The 25,482-nt window shown below is 63.1% G+C and carries 22 protein-coding genes; 10 read left to right on the plus strand and 12 right to left on the minus strand.

The genetic code is table 11. The features are described from left to right. The first annotated feature begins 39 nt into the window (after positions 1–39). The gene (locus P6U28_RS35410; RefSeq protein ID WP_122405882.1) at positions 40–1,296 is read left to right on the plus strand and encodes an aminopeptidase; all 1,257 of its coding nucleotides are present in this window, start codon (positions 40–42) and stop codon (positions 1,294–1,296) included. A gap of 347 nt (positions 1,297–1,643) precedes the next feature. Here the strand turns inward: P6U28_RS35410 and P6U28_RS35415 are convergent, their stop codons facing one another. Next, on the minus strand, positions 1,644–1,781 hold the full coding sequence (locus P6U28_RS35415; protein WP_244607828.1) for a hypothetical protein: 138 nt from the start codon (positions 1,779–1,781) through the stop codon (positions 1,644–1,646). Between the two features lie 235 nt (positions 1,782–2,016). Between P6U28_RS35415 and P6U28_RS35420 the strand changes: the two genes are divergently transcribed. Then, the gene (locus P6U28_RS35420) at positions 2,017–2,472 is read left to right on the plus strand and encodes a cupin domain-containing protein (RefSeq protein WP_162500472.1); all 456 of its coding nucleotides are present in this window, start codon (positions 2,017–2,019) and stop codon (positions 2,470–2,472) included. Between the two features lie 86 nt (positions 2,473–2,558). On the opposite strand, the gene P6U28_RS35425 is transcribed toward P6U28_RS35420, so the two are convergent. From P6U28_RS35425 to P6U28_RS35445, 5 genes are all read right to left on the minus strand, one after another. Continuing rightward, complete coding sequence (locus P6U28_RS35425; protein ID WP_162500471.1) at positions 2,559–3,098, minus strand: hypothetical protein; 540 nt, start codon at positions 3,096–3,098, stop codon at positions 2,559–2,561. 67 nt (positions 3,099–3,165) lie between these two features. Further along, positions 3,166–3,435: an EamA family transporter gene (locus tag P6U28_RS35430; protein ID WP_244607827.1), complete on the minus strand. Its 270-nt coding sequence runs from the start codon at positions 3,433–3,435 to the stop codon at positions 3,166–3,168. Positions 3,436–3,505: 70 nt separating this feature from the next. Beyond that, complete coding sequence (locus P6U28_RS35435; RefSeq protein ID WP_122405879.1) at positions 3,506–4,318, minus strand: MBL fold metallo-hydrolase; 813 nt, start codon at positions 4,316–4,318, stop codon at positions 3,506–3,508. Continuing rightward, the gene (locus tag P6U28_RS35440) at positions 4,318–4,896 is read right to left on the minus strand and encodes a hypothetical protein (RefSeq protein WP_122405878.1); all 579 of its coding nucleotides are present in this window, start codon (positions 4,894–4,896) and stop codon (positions 4,318–4,320) included. Before P6U28_RS35440 ends, P6U28_RS35435 begins: the two co-directional genes overlap by 1 nt. Positions 4,897–4,901: 5 nt before the next feature. After that, entirely contained in the window at positions 4,902–5,306 is a 405-nt protein-coding gene (locus P6U28_RS35445) for a glycosyl hydrolase family 28-related protein (RefSeq protein ID WP_129142764.1), read from the minus strand. A 223-nt stretch (positions 5,307–5,529) separates the two neighbouring features. On the opposite strand from P6U28_RS35445, the gene P6U28_RS35450 reads away from it, so the two are divergent. Then, positions 5,530–6,696: an acyltransferase gene (locus P6U28_RS35450; protein WP_122405876.1), complete on the plus strand. Its 1,167-nt coding sequence runs from the start codon at positions 5,530–5,532 to the stop codon at positions 6,694–6,696. 17 nt (positions 6,697–6,713) lie between these two features. Here P6U28_RS35450 and P6U28_RS35455 read toward each other — a convergent pair whose 3' ends face one another. From P6U28_RS35455 to P6U28_RS35470, 4 genes are all read right to left on the minus strand, one after another. Beyond that, on the minus strand, positions 6,714–7,109 hold the full coding sequence (locus P6U28_RS35455; RefSeq protein WP_122405875.1) for a type II toxin-antitoxin system VapC family toxin: 396 nt from the start codon (positions 7,107–7,109) through the stop codon (positions 6,714–6,716). Then, the gene (locus P6U28_RS35460; RefSeq protein ID WP_122405874.1) at positions 7,106–7,360 is read right to left on the minus strand and encodes an AbrB/MazE/SpoVT family DNA-binding domain-containing protein; all 255 of its coding nucleotides are present in this window, start codon (positions 7,358–7,360) and stop codon (positions 7,106–7,108) included. The genes P6U28_RS35455 and P6U28_RS35460 overlap by 4 nt, the downstream gene beginning before the upstream one ends. A gap of 78 nt (positions 7,361–7,438) precedes the next feature. After that, positions 7,439–8,965: a permease gene (locus P6U28_RS35465; protein ID WP_407120683.1), complete on the minus strand. Its 1,527-nt coding sequence runs from the start codon at positions 8,963–8,965 to the stop codon at positions 7,439–7,441. Next, on the minus strand, positions 8,962–9,711 hold the full coding sequence (locus P6U28_RS35470; protein WP_162500655.1) for an ABC transporter ATP-binding protein: 750 nt from the start codon (positions 9,709–9,711) through the stop codon (positions 8,962–8,964). Before P6U28_RS35470 ends, P6U28_RS35465 begins: the two co-directional genes overlap by 4 nt. Before the next feature lie 261 nt (positions 9,712–9,972). Between P6U28_RS35470 and P6U28_RS35475 the strand changes: the two genes are divergently transcribed. The 6 genes from P6U28_RS35475 to P6U28_RS35500 all read left to right on the plus strand — a co-directional run bounded on the left by P6U28_RS35475 (position 9,973) and on the right by P6U28_RS35500 (position 16,762). Continuing rightward, a complete protein-coding gene (locus P6U28_RS35475) occupies positions 9,973–10,848 on the plus strand; it encodes a branched-chain amino acid ABC transporter permease (RefSeq protein WP_122405871.1) in 876 nt (291 codons plus the stop codon). Between the two features lie 5 nt (positions 10,849–10,853). Continuing rightward, the gene (locus tag P6U28_RS35480) at positions 10,854–12,005 is read left to right on the plus strand and encodes a branched-chain amino acid ABC transporter permease (RefSeq protein ID WP_122405870.1); all 1,152 of its coding nucleotides are present in this window, start codon (positions 10,854–10,856) and stop codon (positions 12,003–12,005) included. Beyond that, entirely contained in the window at positions 12,002–12,760 is a 759-nt protein-coding gene (locus P6U28_RS35485; RefSeq protein WP_129142761.1) for an ABC transporter ATP-binding protein, read from the plus strand. Before P6U28_RS35480 ends, P6U28_RS35485 begins: the two co-directional genes overlap by 4 nt. A 3-nt stretch (positions 12,761–12,763) precedes the next feature. Then, the gene (locus P6U28_RS35490; protein WP_122405868.1) at positions 12,764–13,552 is read left to right on the plus strand and encodes an ABC transporter ATP-binding protein; all 789 of its coding nucleotides are present in this window, start codon (positions 12,764–12,766) and stop codon (positions 13,550–13,552) included. 91 nt (positions 13,553–13,643) lie between these two features. After that, complete coding sequence (locus tag P6U28_RS35495; RefSeq protein ID WP_407120684.1) at positions 13,644–15,482, plus strand: AMP-dependent synthetase/ligase; 1,839 nt, start codon at positions 13,644–13,646, stop codon at positions 15,480–15,482. An 80-nt stretch (positions 15,483–15,562) separates the two neighbouring features. Next, on the plus strand, positions 15,563–16,762 hold the full coding sequence (locus P6U28_RS35500; protein ID WP_122405866.1) for an ABC transporter substrate-binding protein: 1,200 nt from the start codon (positions 15,563–15,565) through the stop codon (positions 16,760–16,762). Positions 16,763–16,999: 237 nt separating this feature from the next. Here the strand turns inward: P6U28_RS35500 and P6U28_RS35505 are convergent, their stop codons facing one another. Both P6U28_RS35505 and P6U28_RS35510 read right to left on the minus strand, forming a co-directional pair. Further along, a complete protein-coding gene (locus P6U28_RS35505; RefSeq protein ID WP_122405865.1) occupies positions 17,000–18,115 on the minus strand; it encodes a lysozyme inhibitor LprI family protein in 1,116 nt (371 codons plus the stop codon). Positions 18,116–18,202: 87 nt separating this feature from the next. Continuing rightward, positions 18,203–18,934 (minus strand): transglutaminase-like cysteine peptidase, encoded by a 732-nt coding sequence (locus tag P6U28_RS35510; protein WP_122405864.1) that lies wholly within the window; start codon positions 18,932–18,934, stop codon positions 18,203–18,205. Positions 18,935–19,590: 656 nt separating this feature from the next. Here P6U28_RS35510 and P6U28_RS35515 point away from each other — a divergent pair. Beyond that, on the plus strand, positions 19,591–25,413 hold the full coding sequence (locus tag P6U28_RS35515; RefSeq protein ID WP_407120685.1) for a VCBS domain-containing protein: 5,823 nt from the start codon (positions 19,591–19,593) through the stop codon (positions 25,411–25,413). Positions 25,414–25,482 lie beyond the last annotated feature (69 nt).

Raw genomic sequence — 25,482 nt, forward strand, 5'->3', positions numbered from 1 at the left:
ACTTAGATTGAGTGAGAGACTTTCGGCAGAGGGCCCGGCATGACTGATCAACGCAATACTTCCACTCCCATCGATCCCGCGAAGCTCGACCGGCTGGCCGAGGTGGCGGTGAAAGTGGGCCTGGGCTTGCGGCCGGGACAGGACCTGCTGCTGACCGCGCCCGCGATCGCGCTGCCGCTGGTGCGGCGGATCGCCGTGCATGCCTACAAGGCCGGCGCCGGCCTCGTGACGCCGATCCTGTCGGACGAGGAGATGACGCTGGCGCGCTACCGCCACGGTCACGACAACAGCTTCGATCGTGCCGCCGGCTGGCTCTACGAGGGCATGGCCAAGGCGTTTTCGGACAACACCGCACGGCTCGCCATCGTCGGCGACAATCCCATGTTGCTGTCCGGCGAGGATCCTTCCAAAGTGGCGCGTGCGAGCAAAGCCAATTCGATGGCCTATCAGCCCGCGCTGGAGAAGATCGTCAATTTCGACACCAACTGGAACATCATCGCCTATCCGAGCCCGTCCTGGGCGAAGCTGGTGTTCCCTGATGATCCCGAGGACATCGCGGTCGGCAAGCTCGCTGATGCGATTTTCGCCGCGTCCCGTGTCGATCGCGAGGATGCGATCGGCAATTGGGCGAGCCACAATGCGGTGCTGCGCGAACGCACCAATTGGCTCAACGGCCAGCGCTTCCGCGCCTTGCAATATTCGGGTCCCGGCACCGACCTCACCATCGGGCTTGCCGACGGTCACGAATGGGAAGGCGGCGCGTCACTCTCCAAGAACGGCATCAGCTGCAACGCCAATATTCCCACCGAAGAGGTCTTCACCACCCCGCATTGCCGCCGCGTCTATGGTCATGTCGTGAGCTCGAAGCCGCTGTCCTATCAGGGCACGCTGATCGACAACATCGCGGTGCGCTTCGAGGACGGCAAGATCGTCGACGCCAAGGCCTCGCGCGGCGCTGAAGTGCTGAACAAGGTGCTCGACACCGACGAGGGCGCGCGGCGCCTCGGCGAAGTGGCGCTGGTGCCGCATTCCTCGCCGATCTCGCAGAGCGGACTGTTGTTCTACAACACGCTGTTCGACGAGAACGCCGCCTCGCATATCGCGCTCGGCCAGTGCTATTCGAAATGCTTCGTCAACGGCGCCCAGCTCACGCCGCAGCAGATCGCGGCGCAAGGCGGCAACCAGAGCCTGATCCATATCGACTGGATGATCGGTTCGGCCGAGACCGACATCGACGGCATTTTGGCCGACGGCAGCAAGGTGCCCGTGTTCCGCAAGGGCGAATGGGCGAAGTAGCGCTGCTGCTCGTCATGCCCGGGCTTGTCCCGGGCATCCACGTTCTTCTTTTTCCGTAGCAGGGCGTGGATGGCCGGGACAAGCCCGGGCATGACGATCCTTGAAGGTTCAAGCTCGCAAGCGTCAACCCTCACGCGGCCGCGTTGCGCAGCATCGGGTTGTTGTCGATGCTGAAGCGGTTGAACAGTGTCGTGAACGGGCTGCCATCGGTGGCGCGCACGATGGCATCGGAAGCCGCCACGGCCTCGTAAAGCGCGCCGACGGGATCATCCTTCTCCGGCAGCTCGAGCGCGTCGCGGATTTCTTCGCGAGCCTCATTGACCTCATGCTCGTGGTCGAGTGTCGCCTCAAGCGCATCCGCGCGCGGCGCATTTCGGCGAGGTCGCCGCCTGCGGCTCCTCGTCCGGCGCGAAGGAGATGTCGAGGCTGCGGAGCCGGGCGACCACCTCGCCGTTGGCGGTCAGAACCTCGGGCGTGAGGGGCATCGGTGCGGCTCCTTCCGATACTTCGCGCACTTTGTCGCACCCCGGAAAAGATCGGTTCATGTGTAGGGATTTGCAGGGAAATCGCGACGTTAACCGTTTCGCACTTGCAACTAGGGGCTGATTGTCGAGCTCTGCGTAAGAAAGAATTAAAAACCGGCTACTAGCGTCCCAGCTTCTTTCGAAGCAATCCGGGCCGAGACCCGCCCATTCATATTTATATCTCCTGGGGACGCAGATGTCGCGCGCATTGATTGAAATCGGTAGTTGCAACGTGGACCTCGAGCTGCGGCCGATCGAGCCGTCCTGGATCATCGAGGGCAATCCGGTATCCCGCTCGCGCGTCCTGTCGACCAGCGCGGACGGCACTGCCCAGACGATCATCTGGCACTGCACCGAGGGCCGCTTCAACTGGTACTATGACATCGATGAGACGATCATGATCATGGAAGGATCGATCGTGCTCGAAAGTGATGGCATGCCGCCGAAGCGCTACGGCCCCGGCGACGTCATTTTCTTCCGCGACGGGGCGCATGTCAAATGGCATGTCGAAGGCCACGTCAAGAAGATCGCCTTCTGCCGCAAGACCAACCCGGTGATGATCGGCTTCCTGATCCGCGCCGTCAACAAGCTGAAGAAGATGTTCGCGTTGACCGGCGAACGCCGTCCCGCCTCGCTGATGGGTGCCGGCTAAAGCGGACAACAAGGTTTTTCAAGGACGCTTCCCAGCGGCCACGACGAAGAGGGGTCGGGACCAGCATTCCGGCCCCTCTTCTCGTTTCATGGGTCCGCTGGTGTCATAGCCTTGCGCCGTCGTGCTTTGACCTCCACCATCAGCCGAAAATCCTGTGCCGCTGCGGACTTGGCTTCGCCGAGCCAACGGAAGGAATCGTCCGTGATCTCGGTAAAGCTCCAGCGCGTCAGCTCGCCGGATTCGGTCGTGCCCTCCTGCACGATGTCGTTGCCACGCGGACGGCCGATCTGCTGCCGGAACACGCGGCGGCCCGGATCGAACCAGGAAATCCGCCACGCATCGATGGCCGGATCGTAGACGCGCAGCGTCGTGCCGTACCAATTGCCGGCGATCGGAAAGGCTGGGCTGCCCGCAGGCCGGGGAATGATCCAGACGTCCTGAATCGCACGGCCTTCCAGCACCCAGCCGAAGTGGATTTCGCCAATTGCCGTGTGCCTGGCGCCATCAGGCGCATGTACCGTGATCTCGCTGTTCCAGTCGCCAACGAAGCGGCCGTAAAGCCGAAGCGCCGCCTCGTGTTCGGGATGCGGCCCGCTCGCGTGCAGAAGTCTCGCAAAGTCGCTCATGTTGCTCTCCTGTTGCGGAGATTTCAGCACGAACGAGCCGCGGGCGACTTGGAGAAAATTGCCGTCGTCAGGTCTTGCGGCTGCGTTCAGCGCGCGAGATGACGATAACGGTGACAACGACGAGACCCACCAGGATCATGCGAGAGAACGGCTCTCCGAGCACAGGGGTGCCGAGTAGCATCGCGATCACCGGGTTGACGAAGGTATAGGTCGACACCAAGGAGGTCGATACGCTCTCGAGCAGCCAATTGTAGGCGACGAATCCGATCACGCTGCCGGAAATGATCAACCAAAGCGCTGCCGCAAAAGAGCCGATGACGAGGAACCGCTTGTTCATGATTGCTCCGACTGACGTGGCTCTCGGAGCAACCGAATCGTCGACGGCTGATGCGTTCCGGTTCTGGCGCTCAGACCCCGTCGAGGATGATCACGGTCGGGCTCGTCGGCAGCGTATCCCGCGACATCCGGAACGAGCGCTCGATGCGCCGGTCGATTTCGAACTCCTGGCCGATCCGGCGCATGAAGTCGTCTAGCGGGGTGGCGAAGCGGTGCATCGGCAGCACCACCGAGGCGCGCAGCCGCTTGGTGATCTCGGAGATGCCGTCCAGTGACATGGTGTAAGTGCCGTCGATCGGCACCATCACGATGTCTAGCCGTCCGATCTGGGCAAAATGGCTGTCGTCCAGCTTGTGGTGAAGGTGGCCGAGATGGCCGATGCAGAGGCCGGCCGCCTCGAAGATGAAGATGGAATTGCCGTCGCGGATCATGTCGCTGCCGGCATCGTCGCCGTAATAGCGGCGGATGTCGGTCGTGACGTTGCGGATGAAGGTGTCGCTGATACGCTCCGACACGATCGCCGGCTTGCCGTCGTCGCTCCAGCCATGCAGCACGTGGGGAATGCGCTTGTCCGGGTACAAAGAGTAGTGCGTGCTGTGCGCCCGGTTCATGGTGACGACATCGGGCAGCCGCCCGACCTGGTATGCGCCGCTATAGTCGGTCGCGATGCGCAAGCCGGCGGGCGTGTCGATGAAATAGGTGGAGTGGCCGGCATAGGTGATCTCGACCTCGGCCGCAGCTGTCGCCTGCCTGAAGACGACCGGCATGACCCGCGGCGCCGCATTGGCCATCGCCAGGCATTCGCTGCGCTGTGGCTGCTGGGCGAAGGCAGGGGTCAGCAGCCAGCCGAGGAACGCCAAAGCCGCCAGCCATAGTCGTGACATCACTGATCCGTCCGCCATTCAGTCGACGATCCGGTCACTGTATCTTCGAATTGTTCCGGCGTCATGCCGCCGAGGGCATGATTCGGAAAAGTGACGCAGCTCAGAAGAGCTGGGCGGTGACATAGTGGGTCGCACCGCTGGTGTTCTGGACGCTCAGCGCATAGGTCGAGACATCCGCGGCGATGCCGGTCCAACCGAGCTGCAGCGTACCGGACCCGAATCCGATATAGCCGCTGGTGCCTATGGTTCCGAACGCCGGCGACGGCGTGATTGTCGGTGCACCACCCTCCGGTACTGCCGGTCGAGCTTGCCGACAGGTTGATGTTCTGCAGGTCCTGATAGGGAAAGCCGCTCTTGACCACGGGTCGTCCGCTCGTCCGCTCGTCCATGAGCAGGCCGAGATTGTTCGAGAACGTGTAACTTGTCGGAAGATTGCCGGACCACGTGTTGGCGAGCGCCATCGGCATGGGTACGGTCGTGCCGGAGAGGTCGTTGCCGACGAAGCTGATGTTGCCGCTGGTGCCGCTTTCGCGCGCCCAGACCGCCGGCGAGTCATTGCCGCAGGTCGCGTTCTGCACGTTGTTCAGGGCGAGTAGCAGTCGATCTGGAAACCTGCCAGCATGACGTTCGAGGCGCCATCGACGTTCAACACGCGGACCGTCGAGCTGCTCAGCGCGACGAGGATCATCTTGTTACTGACGCCGTCGGAGTTGCCATACCCAAAGGCGGAATAGCCGATCAGGCAGGCGCCGCTGGGAATAACGAGATTGTTGATCTTGTAGGTGCCCGGCGGGATGACCGCCACCGCGGGACCTGCGAGAGCGGCGGCGAAAGCTGCGGTACTGTCGACCGTGTTGGTTGGATCGGCGCCGAACTCGGGATCGGTGACCAGGTTGATCTTCAGATTTCCCGTTCTGGCCTGCAGGGTGGCGATCAGGTTCGCCATATAGGTTTGAAGGATGGCGATGGTCTGTGGGGCACCTGTCAAGAGATCGAGTCCTGATGCTGGAGGGAGGGTGTCTGAAAAAGAGACGATGCTGTCCGAAACTTGTCGGCTGTGTCCGCTCGTGGGACTTCAACTCTAGATTTTTCAAGTCATCGACGGTCAATCAGTCGAAGCGGGCGCTGCGTGGTTCCGCGACCACGTGCCACATTAAGCATGTATTCAACCCTTGCTTGTGACAGTCGCGTTTTCTGCCTACCCGTTTCCGATGGCCTCGGCTGAAAACGTCACCCGATATCATGCGCTCGACAGTTGGCGCGGCATTTGCGCCTGCATGGTTGCGCTGTTTCACTTCGACGTGATCAGCCATCTGTCCTTCCTGCCACTCACCAGACACGCCTATTTGTTCGTCGACTTCTTCTTCGTATTGAGCGGCTTTGTCATCGCCTCGAATTATCGCTCGCGCCTTGCCGAGGGCTTTGGCACCGGCCGCTTTCTCGTGCTGCGGCTGGGGCGCATCTATCCCCTGCATCTCGTGACGTTGCTGCTGTTCATTCCCATTGATGCTGCGAAGGACGGCATCCGTCCCAACCTTCTCCAGGCCATCGTCACAAACGTCCTTCTGCTGCAGGGCCTCGGCATCAATCCGCAAAACTGGCTGAACTTCGCGAGTTGGAGCATCAGCACCGAGTTCGCCGCCTATGCGATCTTCGCCGTCGTCGTAAGCCGGATCGGGCCGGCGATCTTGCCCTGGCTGCTCCCGATCATGGTCGGACCGGCCGTGCTCGCCACCATCAGCCCCGATGGGATGAATGCGACCTACGACTATGGTCTCGTGCGTTGCCTCTATGGCTTTGCGCTCGGCGTTGTCTGTTTCGATTTGCGAGAGCGCTTCCCGGTGTTGCGCGCACGCCTGGGGCCATCAGGCGAAACATGGCTCGAGGCGGCGAGCGTCATGCTCGTCGTGTTCTATGTTTCGGTCGCCGGAAGCAACGTCATACTGCAGGTGGCGTCGCCCATGGTGTTCACGCTGGTCGTTCTGGTGTTCGCGCGTGAGGCCGGTGCGGTCAGCCGTCGGCTGACGGCGCCATCCATGCTCATGATCGGCACACTGACTTATTCGATCTACATGCTGCATCCGCTCGTCAGAGCCGTTGTGCGGGCGATCCTCATGGTCGTCGAACGTCTCGGGCATATGGAGCTGTTTGTTTCCTACGCGCTGAGCTCGGGCCATGAACCGACGAAGGTGGTCTCCCTGAATGGATCGCTCTGGCTGGGGGATCTCCTGCAAATTGCAATGCTGCTGTCGACCGTGCTGCTGTCGGTTGCAACCTATCGCTTCGTGGAAGAGCCCGGACGGAACTGGGTCAGGCGCCTGACGGATCGGCGCAAGGCTGCCGCAGTGCGCAGCGCGCAGCCGGCCTTCGAGACCTGACGTGGCAGGATCGCGCGCTAGGGTATTCGCGCCAATCCGCCGCTTGCCTCGATCAGTTTCACGGCCCTCTTGTCGAAAGAGACGAAGGTATCGGCTCCAAGCCAGTTGCCCTCGTGGGCGATGACACCATCGGCGAAATCACCCCCGGCATCAAGGAACGCCAATCCGGCCTCGGCTGCGGGCCGGTCAACAACCGTATTGGAGGCATTGATTAAGTGCCGGATCGAAGCCGCGATATTGGCAGCCGAAGTCTTGTAGCCTCGAGAGAGAACCCAGGTCAGCTCGCATAATGCGGGGATCGAAATGGCTATGAGGTCTGCCTTCTTGAGAAGGGCTTCGGCCACCTTGCTCTGTTCGGCGTGATCTTCGACCAGAACCCGCACCAGGACATTGGTATCGGGTGTTATCTTCATCGCTTACCGGCCCAAGCGTCAGCAATGACCTCGTTCATTTCCTCGATCGACAGTGATCGATTGTTCGTTTTCCCTTTCAGGAAGCCGAAGGCATCCGAAATCTTTCCGGTTGGTCGAGCGGCTTTCACCTCAACTCGTCCCCCAGGAAGTTTTTCTATCGAGATCTTGTCGCCCGGATGTACACCGAGGTGTTCCAGGAGATCCTTCCGGAGCGTAACCTGCCCCTTTGCCGTGACAGTGAGCGTACTCATCGGAGCCTCAATCCTTGCTCCCCGATAAGTAAGGCGATTTAGCCTTACTTTCAAGTGAGTAGGCCCCCACTCCCGCTCTTACTCCCGCCTGGGGCTGAACTTCCAGGTAAGGGCGACGAGGCTCGCGGTGATCAGGCCGCTGATGAGGCCGGCCAGCGGCAGGGCGAGCAGCAGCGCGGCGGTCGCGGCCCAACCGATCGAGGAGAAGGCTTCGGCGAAGGTTGCAAGCCGCGAAGACGTCTGGCGGCGGCGGAATTGGCTGCGCCTTGCCTGCACCCGGAACCAGAGCTGGATCGCGGCCGCCGAGGCCGCGCTGACGATGATCGCGCCGGCACTCACCGCGGCCTGGAGCGGCGAGGCGAAGGCCAGCGCTCCGACCAGTGGGCAGAAGATGACTGCGATTGCGATCAGCACCACCTCGATCTTGGCGCGGATGACGCTGGACGGCGTCAACGGTGCTGTTGCGACCAGGTCGGGGGCGTCCTCGCCGGAGATCGTCAGCCAGGCGAGCCCGCCGGCGAGCTGTCCCGCCGCCATCACGATCACGGGCGTGATCAGCGTCAGAGCCGCGGAGCTTTCGGCAAAATTGCGCCAGAGCAGCAGCGCCGGCGGCACCAGATAGAGCAGCTGCATCAATGTCTGCGAGATCAACCAGTGATCGCGCCACAGCAGCATGAATTCCTTGCGCCGCAGCGCCTGCTGGCGCGATCCGCCGCGGAACGGGCGCTCCGTGGCGCGGACGCGGCCGGACGTGCCGTACGCCGCCGCATCGATCGCGGTGTCGGCGAATCGATGCGAGAATATCGCCATGACGCTTCCGAGCAGCACCAGAGCGAGCGCGAGAAGCAGCAGCAGCGCCTCGCTGTCGCCCATGGTTGCCCGGGCCGGCCACCACCAGATGCTGCCGATATCAGGCGCGTAGGCGGCAAGGCTCCCCGAGGTCAGGATGGTGAAGCGCGACAACGTGCCGTAGGAGATGATCGCGGCGATCTGAAGCGCGATCACGAAACCGGCGCCGATGATCGCGGCGAGGATCTGGGCAATCAGGCGCGTTCGCGCCGGGCCGATCAGCCGGAATAGGAGAATGGTGACGGCGATGGCGATCGCCGCGGCCGACAGGCCCATCGCAACGACGACGCCGAAGGCGGCGAGCCAGCGCACGCCGCCGCCGATCACGAGAACGTCGATGAAGGGCGTCCCGAACAGCAGCGCGAGCACGGTGACGGTCAGTGCGATCGCGGCGATGCGGACCGAGAACAGATTGGCCAAGGTCGCCGGCGAGGACATGATCAGGTCGAGATCGGCGCGGGCGTAGAACACCCGCGTCACCGATTCGATCGCCTGCGACAGCATCAAGGTCCAGGCGAGAAAGATCGTCGCCGAAATCACGATCAGCGAGGATTTGTCGAGCGGCAGCTGCAGGTCGGCGAAACGGCCGATCACTGCCCAGGCCGGCAGGTGCAGCAGCGCGGCGAAGCAGACGAGGCCGATCACGGCAGCGCGCGTACGTTTGCGCCGGCCGCCCGTCATCATGGCGACCCATTCGCGCCAGGCGAGCCGCAGCTCGTGGCGGGCAAACCAGGACAGCGCGGTTGCCGAGCTCATGCCGCAGCCTGAAGCGTCACCAGCGCGATGAAGAGATCCTCCAGGCTGGTGTCGGCATGGCCATTCCGCTGGCGCAGCTCGCTGAGCGTGCCCTCGGCGACCAGGCGCCCGGACGCGATCACACCGATGCGGTCGGCCATGCGCTCGGCGACCTCGAGAATATGCGTGGTCATGATCACGGTGCAGCCGGCACGCACGCGCGCGCTGAGCAGGCCCTTCACGTGGCGGGCGGAGACGGCATCGAGCCCCGTCAGCGGCTCGTCGAGGATGATGAGGCGGGGATCGTGCACCAGTGCTCCCGCGAGAGCGACCTTCTGGCGCATGCCCTTGGAAAAGCCCTCGCAGCGCTCGTGCCGGTGCGCCTCGAGCCCGAGCGAGCTGAGCAGCTCTTCCGCGACCGGTTCCGAGGCCGACGGGGCGATGCCCCAGAGCCCCGCGACGAATTCGAGATATTCGAGCGGGGTCAGCTTGTCGTAGATCATGGGCTCGTCGGAGACCCAGGCCATCACCTGCTTGGCGGCGGTGGGATTCTCCAGCGCATCGGTGCCGAAGATCGAGACCGCGCCGGCATCGGGCCGCAGCAGGCCCGCAACCATGCGCAAGCTGGTGGTCTTGCCGGCGCCGTTGGGGCCGACCAGGGCGTAGAATTCGCCGGCGTGAATGGTGAGATCGAGGCTGTCGACCGCCAGGCGGTCAAAACGCTTCGTTAACCCTCGAACTTCCAGCGCCGAGTTGCCCGGCTTCATGACGGCCATACCATCCGGTTTTGCATCGCCCGCGACCTTGACTTGAAGATGTTTCGGCACCGTGAATTTACGGCCGACAAATTCCGCCATCCGGGTTGGACTAAAGGCAAGTCACCGTTTGTTGACAGCGCGCGGGCGTTCAGGCTGAATTGATGCCGGACAAATGGCGCTAAGCAGCGAAACGACTGCGTAGCGACTGGACACAAGATGCGGCAAGGTGGTCACGAAGAACCGCTGGTTGCATCGGGAGGATGCGCGGCGATGCTGGATTTCGTTCAGCAGCTGGTCAGCGGTGTTGCGCTCGGCTGCGTTTACGGCCTGATCGCACTCGGTTTCGTGCTCGTCTACAAGGCCACCGAGGTCGTCAACTTCGCCCAGGGCGATCTGATGATGCTGGGCGGCTTCTTCGCCTTCACCTTCATCGGGATGATGGGCCTGAACTACTGGATCGGCTTTGCCGGTGCAGTGGCCGCGATGGCGCTGTTCGGCATGCTGGCCGAGCGCGTGGTGGTGCGGCCGATCCTCGGCTACCCGCAATTCTCGATCATCATGGCCACGATCGGCCTCGGCTATTTCCTGCGCTCGGTCGCCGGCATGATCTGGGGCACCGACGATTTGAAGATCGAGACGCCGTTCAGCCAGGGCGTGCTCCGCATGGGTTCGCTGGTGCTCGCCTACGACAAGCTCTCGGTGATCGCGGCGACGATGATCCTGTGCGCGCTGCTGTGGCTGTTCTTCAACAAGACCATGCTCGGCACCGCGATGCGCGCCAGCTCCGAGAACATGCTGGCGGCCTACTATATGGGCATCCCGGTCAAGCGCGTGGTGTCGGTCGTCTGGGCGATCAGCGCGGCGGTCGCGACCTGCGCCGGCGTGCTGCTGGCGCCGATCACCTTCATTCACTCCAATGTCGGCCTCGTGCTTGGCCTGAAGGCGTTTCCCGCCGCGGTGCTCGGCGGCTTCGGCTCGATCCCGGGCGCCGTGGTCGGCGGCGTCCTGATCGGCGTGATCGAGAGCATGGCCGGCTTCTACCTGCCCGAGGGCTGGAAGGACGTCGCGCCCTACGTGGTGTTGCTGACCGTGCTGCTCCTGAAGCCCGAAGGCCTGTTCGGCCTCCACGTCCGCAAGAAGGTCTGAACATCATGCGCTTCCTGTTCAAGACCGATTACGAGGACGATATCAAGCTGTTCCCGCATTCGGGTTACATCATCTCCTACGGCCTCCTGCTCGCGCTGCTGCTGATCGCGCCCTATGTGCTCTCCAGCTATTTGATGAGCCAGCTCGTCTTCGTCTGCATCTATGCAACCGTCGGCGTGGCGCTGCTGATCCTGACCGGCTTCACCGGCCAGGCCTCGCTCGGCCACGCCGCGTTCCTCGCGATCGGCGCCTACACCGCGGCCTATTTGCAGAAGTACAACGTGCCGTTCCCGGTCTACTTCCTCGCCGCCGGAGCCTCGACCGGCATCATCGGCGCGATGGTCGGTTTTCCCGCCCTGCGCCTGACCGGCATCTACCTCGTCATCGCCACCATCTCCTTTGCCCTGATCGTCGAGGAGATCCTGGCGCGATGGGAGAGCGTCACCAACGGCAATGAAGGCATGCGGGTCAAGACGCTGTCGCTGCTCGGCGTCACCGTGCCGCGCGACAGCCCGACATTTTATTACCTCTGTCTAGCCGTGCTGGTGCTGACCATCGTCGGCACGCTCAATCTCCTACGTTCGCCGACGGGCCGCGCCTTCGTCGCAATCCGCGACTCCGAGACGGCGGCGCGCAGCATGGGCGTCAATGTCGCGCTCTACAAGGTCAAGTCGTTCGCGATCTCGGCGACGATCACCGGCTTTGCCGGCGTGCTGTTCGCGCACAAGCTCTCCTTCATCTCGCCGGAGATGTTCACGCTGCAGCTCTCGATCGAGTTCATCATCGTGATCCTGATCGGCGGCACCTTCAGCCTGCACGGTGCGGTGCTGGGTGCGATCTTCATCGTGATGATCGATCCGTTCCTGACCTATCTCAAGGACGACATGCCCGGCATCATCGCCGGCATCGCCGCAACCTTCGGCGCGAGCCCGGCGACTGCGGGAAATATCCAGTCGAACGCCGCGGCTTTCGCTTCGCTCAATGGTTTGAAGGGAGCGATCTACGGCATCATCATCGTGCTGTTCGTACTGTTCGAGCCGCTCGGGCTCTACGGCCGCTGGCTGAAGATCAAGCTCTTCTTCCAGCTGTTTCCGCTCTACAAGCGCGCCACCTTCAAGCGGCAGAAGATCTACGTGAAGTCGGAGCGCAACCGATGAGCTATTTTCGCGCCGAGAACCTGTCGCTGCATTTCGGCGGCCTCAAGGCGGTCGATGCGGTCTCGTTCGCGGTGGAGAAGGGCGAGATCCTCTCGATCATCGGGCCGAACGGCGCCGGCAAGAGCTCGATCTTCAACCTGATTTCGCGGATCTACCGGCCGACCTCGGGCCGCATCTTCTTCGAGGACCAGGACATCACCGAGCAGCCGCCCTACGACATCGCCAAGCTCGGCATCGCCCGCACCTTCCAGAATATCGAGCTGTTCGAGAACGCGACCGTGCTGTCGAATTTGCTGGTCGGGCGTCACCGCCATTCCACCACGCAGCTCTGGCAGGAGCTGCTGTTCCTGCCGAGCGTACGTGCCAACGAGAAGGTGCATCGCCGCAGGGTCGAGCAGGTGATCGAATTCCTCGATCTGGAACCCTATCGCGACAAGCTGATCTCGGGCCTGCCTTACGGCGTGCGCAAGGTGATCGAGCTGGCGCGTGCCCTGTGCTCCGAGCCGAAGCTGATCCTGCTCGACGAGCCGTCCTCCGGCCTCAACGTCGAGGAGACCGACGACATGTCGTTCTGGATCCGCGACATGAAGAGCGAGCTCGGCGTCACCGTGTTGATGGTCGAGCATGACATGTCGCTGGTGAACCGCGTCTCCGATCGCGTCATCGCGCTGAACTATGGAAGGGTGCTCGCCATGGGCTCGCCCGCCGAGGTGCAAGAACACCCCGACGTCGTCGCGGCGTATCTGGGAGCCTGACGCATGGAAGCCGCGGTGAGCCCGGACATCATCCTGAAGCTCTCCAACATCGAGAGCTATTACGGGCCGATCATGGCGATCCGCGGCATCTCGCTGGAGGTGCCGCGCGGCCGCATCGTCACGCTGCTGGGCGCCAACGGCGCCGGCAAGACCACGGTGCTGAAGACGATCTCGGGCATCCTCGATCCGCAGAAGGGGACGATCGAGTTCATGGGCAAGCCGATCCAGCGCATGGAGGCTGACCGGATCGTGCGGCTCGGCCTCAGCCATGTGCCGGAAGGACGCGAGGTGTTTCCGTTCCTCTCCGTGCGCGAGAACCTGATGATGGGCGCCTATCCGCGCAAGGACCGCGATGGCGTTGTGGAGGATCTGGAGCGCGTCTACGGCTATTTCCCGCGACTGAAGGAGCGCATCGACCAGCCGGCCGGTCAGCTCTCCGGCGGCGAGCAGCAGATGCTGGCGATCGGACGCGCGCTGATGAACCGGCCGACGCTGCTGCTGCTTGACGAGCCCTCGCTCGGCCTGTCGCCGCTGCTGGTAAGGGAGATCTTCACCATCATCCGCCGGGTCAACGAGGAGCAGGGCATGTCGATCCTTTTGGTCGAGCAGAACGCCAAAGTTGCGCTGGAGACGGCGCATTACGGCTATGTCCTGGAGATCGGCCGCATCGTGATGAACGACACCTGCGACCGCTTGATGCATTCCCAGGACATCCAGGAATTCTACCTTGGCGCCAAGGAAGCGGGCGCACGCGGCGAGCGGCGCTGGAAAAAGAAGAAGACATGGCGGTGAGGAAGAGCTGGCAGTAAGATGAGCTCGTCATCCGCAACATAGACCGCCGGCAAGGCAGGCAGCGGAGGCAGGCGACAGGGAGGAGAGGCGCATGGTCCGACCGGCGGTGCTGACGGTCGCTGATACGATCGCAAAGAGCTTTCTGCGCGCCGCCGAGACGCGGGGCGATCGGCCTGCGATCCGCGAGAAGAAGTTCGGCATCTGGCAGCCGACCAGCTGGCGCGAATGGCTCGCGATATCGAAGGAGATCGCCTACGCGCTTGGCGCCATCGGCTTCCTGCCCGGCGACGTCGCTTCCATCATCGCCAATGCCGTGCCCGAATGGGTCTACGCCGATATGGGGATATTGTGCGCCGGCGGTGTCTCCTCAGGAATCTATCCGACCGATTCCCCATCCCAGGTCGAGTATCTCGTCAACGATTCCCGCACCAAGGTGATCTTCGCCGAGGACGAGGAGCAGCTCGACAAGATCCTCACCTGCCGCGCGCGGTGTCCGTCCCTGCAGAAGATCATCGTGTTCGACATGGAGGGGCTCAGCGGCTTCTCCGACGACATGGTGATGTCGCTCGACGAGTTTCGCGCGCTCGGCCGCAACCACATGCTCGGCCGCGAAGCGCTGTGGCAGGAGATGATCGACAGCCGCAGCGCCGGCGATCTCGCGATCCTCGTCTATACGTCCGGCACGACCGGTCCGCCCAAGGGCGCGATGCACGCCAACCGCAGCGTCACCCACCAGATGCGGCACGCCAACGACTTCATCCCGGCGCGAGAGGACGAGGACCGGCTGGTCTTCCTGCCGCTCTGCCACGTCGCCGAGCGCGTCGGTGGCTATTACATCTCGGTCGCGCTCGGCTCGGTGATGAATTTCGCCGAGAGCCCGGAAACCGTGCCGGACAATCTGCGCGAGGTGCAGCCGACCGCCTTCCTCGCGGTGCCGCGGATCTGGGAAAAATTCTACTCCGCCATCACCATCGCGCTGAAGGATGCGACGCCGCTGCAGCAATGGGTCTATCGCCGCGCCATCGGCATCGGCTATCGCATGGTCGACTACAGGCTCGAGGGCCGAGCGCCGCCGCTATCGCTACGCATCGCCAACCGCATCGCTTACCTGGTCGCCTTCCGCAACATTCGCCGCATGATCGGGCTCGACCGCTGTCGCATTGCGTTCACCGGCGCAGCGCCGATCGCGCCCGAGCTGATCCGCTGGTATCTCGCGCTCGGCATCGACATGCACGAGGTCTACGGCCAGACCGAGAATTGCGGGGTCGCCACCATGATGCCCGCGGACAGGATCAAGCTCGGCTCGGTCGGCACCGCCGTGCCCTGGGGCGAGGTCGCGCTGTCGCCCGACGGCGAGATCCTGATCAAGGGCGACTTCCTGTTCATGGGCTATTTGAACCAGCCGGAGAAGACCGCGGAAACCATCGATTCGCGCGGCTGGCTGCACACCGGCGACGTCGGCACCATCGACAATGAGGGCTTCGTCCGCGTCACAGACCGGATGAAGGACATCATCATCACCTCCGGTGGCAAGAACATCACGCCGTCCGAGATCGAGAACCAGCTCAAATTCTCACCCTATATCTCGGACGCGGTCGTGGTCGGCGACAAGCGGCCCTATCTCACCTGCCTCGTGATGATCGACCAGGAGAACGTCGAAAAGTTCGCCCAGGATCACGACATTCCCTTCACCAACTATGCGAGCCTGTGCCGCGCGAGGGAGATTCACGACCTGATCGGGCGCGAGATCGAGCAGGTCAACGGCAACTTCGCCCGTGTCGAGACGATCAAGAAGTTTTATCTGATCGAGCGCCAGCTCACCCCGGAGGACGAGGAGCTGACGCCGACCATGAAGCTGAAGCGCGGCTTCGTGAACAAGCGCTACGCCGCCGAGATCGAAGCGATGTATCGCGAGCGTGAGGTGGCGTGACGCGTCTGCCTAGTCGAGAAGCGAAGGGGCTGTGGCCCTCGCCCTTCGTCCAACACGGGCCTTTAGGAGAGGAGACGTCGATGTCGAAATCGTTCAGCGCATTCGGCCTTGCTGTGAGTGCCGTGGTGCTCACCTGTCTGCCGGCCGGAGCGCAAACCAAGGTCACCAACGAGGGCATCTCGGCGACCGAGATCGTCATCGGCACTCACCAGGATTTGTCGGGTCCGATCAAGGGGTGGGGCGTGCCGGTCGCAAACGGCATGAAGATGGCGACCGAGGAGATCAACGCATCCGGCGGAATCAACGGCCGCAAGATTCGACTGGTCGTCGAGGACAGCGGCTATGATCCGAAAAAGGCCGTGCTGGCTTCGCAGAAACTGATCGAGCGCGACAAGATCTTCGCGATGGTGGGGCCGATGGGGTCGCCGACAGTGCTCGCCGCGCAGGACATCCTCTTCGACGCCGGCGTCCTGCAGCTCTTCCCGCTGACGGCGGCCGAGTTCACCTTCAAATTCGATCCGGCCAAGCCGCAGGAGCGATTGAAGTTCAACAATCTGCTGCCCTACGTCGAGAGCACGCGGGCCGCGCTGAAATACATGATGGAGTGGAAGAATTTCAGGAAGCCCTGCATCATGCATCAGGATGATGAGTACGGTAAGAACGTGCTCGACGGCTTCAACCAGCAGCTCACGGCCATGAAGGTGCAGCCGGCCTCGATCACGAGCTACAAGCGCGGCGCCTCCGATTTCAGCGCCCAGGTCGCCAAGATGAAATCCGATGGCTGCGACCTCGTCGTGCTCGGCACCGTGCTGCGCGAGACCATCGGGGCGATGACCGAAGCCAAGAAGCTCGGCTGGGACGTCACTTTCCTCGGCGCCACCCCCACCAACGTGATGGAGGTTCCGGCGCTGGGCAAGGACGCCGTCGAGGGTCTCTATGCCGCCAGCGGCTTCGAGATTCCCTATGAGGACACGGCCAAGGGCAAAGTGAAGGATTGGCTCGTCAACTACAAGAAGATGTTCGGCACGGACGCCAACACGCAGGCCATCATCGGCTACAATGCGATGATGACGTTTGCGTTCTACGCGAGCAAGGCCGGCAAGGATCTCACTGGTCAGAAGATGCTGGACGCGCTCGAGTCGGGCGAGAAATTCCTCGACATCTTCAACTCGCCGCCGACCAAGTTCTCCAAGACCGACCATCTTGCCAACACCATCACCCAGGTGCAGCAGGTCAAGGGCGGCCGCTGGGTGCTGGTGAAGGACAATCTGATGTTTTGATGCTTCTTCGCCTCTCCCCGCCTGCGGCAGGCCTATCGCATATGACTCGTTGCGGCGGCCTGCGCGCACGCCTCGTCCTTCGAGACGGCGCTTACGCGCCTCCTCAGGATGAGGCCAATCGGCGTCAGTGCCGTTGAAACTGGCGCCGCGCACTCCGTCCTCATCCTGAGCAGCCCGCCTTAAGCGGGCGTCTCGAAGGATGGCCGCAGAGAAAAGCGCTCAAATGCGATAGCCCTGCTACGACCCCCCGCCTGCCGTCCCCGAATTCACCGGGGCCAGTTCGTCCTCACGGCAGCGCCAGCCGTCGGCGGCTTTCACGAAGGCGAAAGTTCGCTGGATCCGCAGGCGGCGCGTGACGTTGAAGGCTTCTGCGGAGCGCTCCTTGTTGCCGGCTCCCGGCTGCGGACGACCCGTCCTCGCGTCCCAGCAGGTCCCGGTGCAGGTGGAGGCGACCTTGCTGCACATGGTGAAGGGCGCCAGCACGGCCATCTCGATCTCGCCCGTGACCTGCGCCTCCTGCTCGGTCACCTGGCTGTCGAGCGCATAGACGCGGTTGATGCGCAGGAAGTTGCCGCAGGAATTGGCCGCATGGATTCGCGCGGCGCAGAAATCGACGGCGTCGGTGTCGGGCGAACGGGCCGCGACCTGCCGGCCGAACACCTTTTTGGGATCGCCCTTCGCCGCGCGGATTTCGTCGCTCTTGCGCTTCAAATGGTCGGCGAGGCAGTCTTCCGCGGATTCCAGCTCTTGCAGCGGCACGTTCTCCTTGCCGACCAGATTGCATTTGCGGTCGCGCTCTCGTGTCCACCTTCCATATTCGGCGAAGGCAAAGCGCGCGGCGGTCGGGTCCAGCTTGCCGATCAGACCGAGCACCTGGCCGTTGAGCTCGGTTTCGGCAAGCGCCAGCGACGGCTCGGCGCAGATCAGCGCGCCCGCCGCGGTATTGGCCGCGAGGCAGTCGAAATCAGGGTCGCGCACGATAGCGGCGCGCTCTTCGGTGACCTTGAGCAGGCACCCCTTCACCCGGTCGAATTCGTCGGCGCGGATCGCGGTCTGGCCGACGATGCCGCAGCTGAGGTTGCGCTGGCGGATCCAGATCGCATTCTCCTCGATTGCGGGAAGGCGATCGGGCAGGCGGGCGAGCCGCGCCTCGATCGCGATGCTCAGCTTCTCGGCGGCGGCGGCAAGCTCGGCGTCAGCGCAGAATAATTGGTTGCCGGGATCGCGAATCTGCTGGCAGTTATTCTTGGCAAACAGCGGCAGCCTCTCGGCGACCGAGCGGTCGGATTGCGCGGACGCGGGCGCCGCCGAGAACGCCAGCAGCGCAAGCACAGACAGCACGATGAATCGCATTCCAGTCGCCCCCGCATGGAAGGCGCCATGCTAGCGTCTGGGATCGCGCGGCGAAATGGGTTTGTGTTGGGAGTGCAGCCGAGGTGATCAGCGCGCCTCGCCGGCCGCCATCGAGACCTGCACCGGTTCGTCGACATACTTCATCACCGCCGACCGGTAGAGCACGAACAGCGGCTGATAGCTCCGCGTCGCGTCGTCCCGGACCATCGTCATGCGGCGATTGTCGAGCATCAGCCACTGGCCGTCGAGCTTCGCTGCGGCAATCGCGTGCTCCTCGCCGGCCCTGACGTCGCGCACCACGACGATGCGGAGGTCTTCAGCGGCAACGCCCGCCAGTCGCAGCGCGGCCAGCTTGGCGATGGCATAATCCTCGCAATCGCCGGCGCCACGCGCGAAGGTCGCAAGCGGCGAGCTCCAGACGTCGTCGGTGCCGTCATTGGCGGCGTGGATGGCGAGGTTGATGGCGCGGTTGGTCTCGCCGAGGCGCGCGCGGCCGTCGCGGGCGCGGGCCTGGTCAACGATGGCGAGCAGTTTCAAGGCCGCCGGGGACGCGCAATTGTCGCGGTCGCCGTCGCAGAGTGCGAGCTGCACCATGTCGTCGTCGAACTTGTCCCTCAGTGCGGACCATTTCTGCTGCAGGCTGCCGGACGAGATGGCGAATGCGAATACGCCGAACGGTTCGGCGGATTTGCGCACGAGGACGCCGGCGCCCGGCGACAGCAGCGTGCCGGCGCGAAGCTCGGCGGCCGATCCGAGCAGGACCAAGCCGCACAAGACAAGGATTGCGCGCCAGGCGCGCGAGCGAGCAGCGGTCTCCATCTGACATCCCCTTCCCGGGCTTCGCGAGATATCCTCGATCTCGACGTGCCGGGCTTTGTTGCTTTCGCGGAGATAGTGTGAGGCGGGCCGTTTTGTTCTGCTTAACGCGCCCAGCACGGGCCCTAAAACCGGGTGACAGGCTGAAACGGACATGCCCGAATTGCGTAAAATTTTACGATTCGAGGGCAAGGAGGGCCTCATTGCCGCGAAATCGAGCCAGTTGCAGGCAGAAGTTGCGGGGCTGCCGATTCCGCCTCTTATGGCTAAGAGCCCGCTATTTCACGGGTTCTGTTAGTTAGCTCACAGATTTGGCCCCGTATTTGCCGCAGGATGTTGCAGGGCACCACGAAGGAAAGATATGACGCAAGTATCGGTTCAACCAACTGTACGATAGATGACTTGGGGTGACGGGAAATGCGTGCATCTAAGCTTGTTTCGACTTCAGAATGCTTGAAATATTACTTTGCCTTTTCTGGGAAAGCGCCGCCCTGGGGCGGCTGTTATGGCCAAGTGACGCGAAATCACACAAGCAGTAGACGGTTTCGCTAAGGACTTGGTAATGCTAAGCAAGCTTAAGCAGTCGATACTTACTTAGATTTTAACCTCTTTACGGTGCCCGGTTGAATTACGCTGGCAAATTTGACGCCGCGACCTCCTTGAACGGCGAGGGTTCCAGCGCGTCCGCCTATGTCCATGCCGATCCCTCTGTGGCCAAGCCCTTCATCGCAAAGGCGCATGGTCATGTGCCTGATGGCGCGTTCATTGTTCCCGACCCCAACCTGATCTTCAACGGCGAGTTCAAGCGCGCCGGCCTCGATCTCGTGCTGTCCCATGAAGGGCATGAGTTCGTGGTTCACGACTATTTCAGGGGCGACAAGCGCGCCGCGATCGCCTCGCCCGACGGCGCCCACCTCACCGGCGACATCGTCAACGCCCTCACCGGCCACGTCCAGATCGCCCAGGCTGCGCCCGGCGCCGCCGCGGCTCAGGTCATCGGTCATGTCACGAAGCTCGTGGGCAGCGCGACCGCGATCCGCAACGGCGTCTCGGTCATCCTGAACAACGGTGACAATGTCGAGAAGGGCGACGTGGTCTCGACCGGCGCCGACTCGACGCTCGGCATCACCTTCATCGACGGCACCGTGTTCGGCCTGTCCTCCAATGCGCGGATGGTGCTGAACGAGATGGTCTATGACCCCAACGGGTCGAGCAACTCCTCGCTACTCAGCCTGGTTGCGGGCACCATCACCTTCGTCGCCGGCGAGACCGCCAAGCACGGCGACATGAAGGTCGACACGCCGGTCGCGACCATGGGCATCCGCGGCACCGCGGTGCTGACCCAGATCAACTTCGTCGTTCCCGCCGGCGGCGGCGATCCGCAGCCGCAGGCGAGCTTCCAGGTGCTGGTCGAGCCGAATGGCACGACGGGCTCCTACATCCTGTTCGACAAGATCACACTGCTGCCGATCGCGACGGTCAACCAGGCCGGCCAGATGATCCAGATCAGCGGCGGCAACGTCTCGATCTCTAATGCGCTGATGTCGCCGGAGGTGCAGAAGCTGATCACGGACGTGTTCACGCTGAAGTTCACCGACAACAACACCAACACCAAGCTGACCACGAACTTCACCGACACGATCACACCGTTCGGCCAGGACCTGGTGTTCAAGTCGGGATCCGGCCCAGTCGTCATCGCGACGTTCGTCAACCTCAATCCGCAGGGACATGACAATCCTGGCACGTCCACGCCGCCCGTCGTCCGCATTCCCGGCCAGCCGATTGCGCAAAGCTTCGATCTCGGCGGCAATGTGAAGACGGCGTTCGCGCTGACCGAACGCGCGGACACCACCGGCGACACGCATGCCGACACGGTTTCCGGTCTGATCAGATTCGTCGATCAAAATCTCGGCGATCGGCCGTCGGTGAGCATGAGCCTCGCCGAGGCGCCGAACTATGTCTACAAGAACGCCGGCCAGCAGGACGTCACCAGCTCGCTCACCGCGCTGCAGAGGCAGGATATCGCGGCGACGCAAATCCACATCAGTGTCGTTGCCGACCCAGCCAACAACAACAACGGCTCGGCGGTCTGGACCTACACGATCCCGGACAAGGTCTTCGACTTCCTGGCCGCCGGCGAAACCCTGACGCTGACCTACATGGTCCGCGTCGATACCAATTTCGTAGTCAGCCCCGAGTCCGCGTTCATCCCGATCACCATCACGATCACGGGGACCAACGACAAGCCGACCGTCGCGACGTCGGGCGGAACCGTCATTGAGAAGGTCGGGACCGGCAACGAGGCCCTCGACACCATCACGGGCACGGTCACCTTCGCCGACGTCGATCTGACGGACCGGCCGATCGTCAGCGCGGCGCTCTCGTCGAGTCAGCCGTTCAAATATCTCGATGCGCAAGGCCACGACGTCACCGCGACGCTGACGCCGCAGCAACTCGCCGCGATCGCAGCCGTCGAGGTGCCGCTGACGGTGGTGCAGGGCGCGGGGAACGCCAACAATGGCTCGGCGACCTGGACCTACAGCGTCCCCGACCACTTGTTCGATTTCCTCGCCGAAGGCGAGACGCTGACCCTCAACTATGTGGTGCAGGTCGATGACGGACATGGCGGCGTGGTCAGCACGCCGATCACGGTGTCCATCAACGGTGCGGACGTCAACGTCGAGGGCACCAACGACGTGCCCACGATCGTCGAGGACTCCACCACCTCGACCGGTGCGGTGACCGAGGATGCGGCGGCCACGCTCACCGCGAACGGCACCATCACCTTCAGCGATCCTGATCTCACGGACACGCACACCGCGAGCTTCGTCCTGAAGTCGACGAATTCGACCGTGCATCTGCCCGGATTCAACGACGGCACCTCGCATATCGGCACGTTCGCGCTTGAACCGGTGAGCGAGAGCCCAGGCGTCAGCTCCCGCGGGTCGGTCGGCTGGACCTTCACGATCGACGACAACGATCCGGTGCTGCAGTCGCTGGCCAAGGGCCAGACCATCACGCAGATTTATACCGTTACGATCGACGACCATCACGGCGGGACGGTGACCAAGGACGTCACGGTCACGATTACCGGCACCAACGACGCCCCGACCATCACGAGCGATGCAAGCGCGGCCACGGGGACCGTCACCGAGGACGCCGGCGCGACGCTGTCGACCGGCGGGACGCTGGCGATCCAGGATCTCGACCTGGTCGACACGCACACCGCGCAGGCCGTGTTCAAGTCGGCGACGTCGAGCGCGCATTTGCCGGGTTTCGACGGCAACACGCAGCTCGGGACCTTCACGATCGATCCGTCGGTGACCGAATCCAACAGCGACACCAGCAACGGTGCTACGCTGGGCTGGCACTTCACGCTCGGCAACGGCAATCCGGTGCTGCAGTCGCTGGCTGAGGGGCAGACCATCACGCAGGTCTATACCGTCACCTTCACCGACAACAACGGTGCGCAGGTATCCCAGGACGTCACGGTCACGATCGTCGGTACCAATGACGCGCCCACGATCACCAGCGATGCAGCAGCGGCCTCGGGGAGCGTCACCGAGGATACCTGCGCCACTCTGTCGATCGACGGCACGCTGGCAATCCAGGATCTCGATTTGATCGACACCCACACGGCGCAGGCCGTGTTCAAGTCGTCGACGTCAAGTGCGCATCTGCCGGGCTTCGACGATGACACGCCGCTCGGCACTTTCACGATTGATCCGTCGGTGCACGAATTCAACACCGACACCGACAATGGTGCGACCCTGGGCTGGCACTTCAGTCTCGACAACAGCAATACGGTGCTGCAATCGCTGGCCGAGGGCCAGACCATCACCCAGGTCTACACCGTCACCTTCATCGACGATCACGGCGCGCAGGTCTCGCAGGACGTCACCGTCACGATCAACGGTGCCAACGACGCGCCGACGATCACGAGTGATGCCGACGCGGCGAGGGGCGCGGTCACCGAGGACGAGGGCGCGTCGCTGACGACCGGCGGCACGCTGGCGATCCAGGACCTCGACCTGATCGACACCCACACGGCGGAGTGGTCGTTCAAGTCGTCGTCCGTCAGCACGGATCTGCCGGGCTTCGGGACCGGTTCGCATATCGGCACGTTCTCGATCGATTCGTCGGTGACCGAAGCCAGCAACGGCGCGACGCTGGGCTGGCATTTCACTTTGGACAATGACGATCCCGTGCTGCAGTCGCTGGCGGAAGGGCAGACCATCACTCAGGTCTACACCGTCACCTTCGACGACCACCATGGCGGCAAGGTTAGCCAGGACGTGACCGTCACGATCACCGGCACCAATGATGCGCCGGCGGTTTCCTATGTGACGTCGGACTACATGAATTTCGACGGCCAGACGATCGCCGTCGGCGAGGTGCCGACTGCGGCCACCGATGACGTGACGCTGGACGGCTGGGTCAACTGGAACGGCGCAGCAGATGCCGGTCACGGCCAGATCCTGTTCTACAACGGCAACACCTCGACCACCGGTTTCGGTCTCCTCGGCACCGTCAACACTGATGGCACGATGGAGCTGCAGATTCTAGCGGGCGGCCGCCAGATCGCCGATACCGGCGTGGCACTCACGGCGTCGCAGTGGCACAACATTGCGCTGACCCGCGAGAATGACACCTTCAAACTCTATCTCGATGGGCACCTCGAATATTCGCACTCATGGACGGTCAACCCGATCGACGGCAGTCCGTCGAATCCGTCTGCGTCCTACATGATGATTGGTGCCGCGAGCGACTCGGGCGCAGCGGGCTTCGGGGCGGAAGGCTTCTACGGCGCGATCGCCGATGTCAGCGTTTGGACCACCGCGCTCACGCAGGCGCAGATCCAGTCGATCGATTTCACCGCGCTCACGGGCAGTGAGACGGACCTTGCAGCGTATTATCAGCTCAGCGACGGCAGTGGGACCACGGCTTCCAATGCCGTCAACCCTGCCAAGAGCCTCGCAATCGAGGGTGATGCGGACTGGACGAGCGGCACCTCCGGCCCGGGTGGGACCATCGCCGATCTCATGGAAACCAATGCCGGCCAGCTTGCGCACGGTGTGCTGGCGGTCTCCGACGTCGACACGATCGATCACGTCACGGTATCGGTCAGCCAGCTGCAGGTCTCTCTCGACGGCATAGCGCAAACCGGCAATGTCGGCGGGCTGTCCCATGAGGCGCTGTTGAACTATCTCGCCGTTCCGTCCGGCGATATCCTGAACGGCACCGCCACTCACGCGCAGTTCAGCTGGTCCTTCAACTCGCAGGGACAGGCCTTCGACTTCCTCGCCGCCGGCCAGACGCTGTCGCTGCAATACACGATCGTTCCGTCGGATGCCCATGGTGCTGGCGCGGGCGCAGTCGTCACCGTCAATATCACCGGCACCAACGATGCGCCGAAGCTTGCCGATCTCCACATCGGCCCGCTCACGGACACGGCTGCGACCGACACCTTCCCTAGCCTCACCGGCCACCTCGCCGGGACCGACGCCGACAGCGGTGAGACGGCGACGCTGACCTATGCGGTCCTCAATGCGGATTGTCATGGGACGGCGACGGGACTGTACGGCTCGCTGACGGTCAACCCGGACGGCAGCTACAGCTACGTTCCGAACGCCGCCGCCATCAACGCGCTGCCGGAAGGCTCCTACTCGGATGTTTTCACGGTGCAGACCACGGACGTGCATGGCGCGACCGGCACTGCAACGCTCACGGTAGACCTGACTGGAGCCAACGACGACAGCGGCCCCGTCATCGATACCACGCACTTCTACGTCTGGCACGACAACGAGGGCGGCACTGATCTCATTACCCATCTAGCGGTCCTCGACACCGATCCCGACGCCGCGACGCATGACTTCAAGATCACGGCGGTCACCGCCCATGATCCGGACAGCAATGTCGATCCGGGCGCAGCGTGGGGATCCCTCGATGACATCAACTCGGTCCTCACGGATGGCGTCACTTATTATCCGGGCGAGACGCCGCCGAATACCGATCAGATCACGCTTACGGTTACGGACAAGACCACCGGCCTGTTCGATACCGTCCACTTCATCTTCAACGAGGCGGGCGACACCGGCCAAGGCGTCACTCTGGAAGGCACCGACGGCAAGGATGTCATTTTCGCGACCGAGACGGGGGACACGCTGACTGGAGGCGCCGGCAAGGACCAGTTCGTGTTCTCGCCGGGCTCAATCGGCTATGGCCCTCAGCCGATCACCGATTTCACGCACACCATTACCGATTTCACGACTGGCGTGGACAAGATCGACCTGCGCCAGTTCTCGGACGTGAGCTCCATCAACGATCTCACCATCGTCCAGCAGTCCGGCGATGCGATGGTGACGTGGCAACAGCAGATCACTCGGCGCGAGGGGGCGCCTGTCATCGAGCACGAGTCCCTGCTGCTGCATAACGTCATTGCCGCGAACCTCAAGGCCGGCGATTTTATCGTCAATGCCTGATTGCCGGCGCGCCGCGCGTCTGCACACGCGATCCGCGCTGCCGTTCGCCGCAAAAGCGTGATATCCAGG

The sequence above is a fragment of the Bradyrhizobium sp. STM 3561 genome (assembly GCF_045571455.1).
Classification (GTDB): domain Bacteria; phylum Pseudomonadota; class Alphaproteobacteria; order Rhizobiales; family Xanthobacteraceae; genus Bradyrhizobium; species Bradyrhizobium vignae.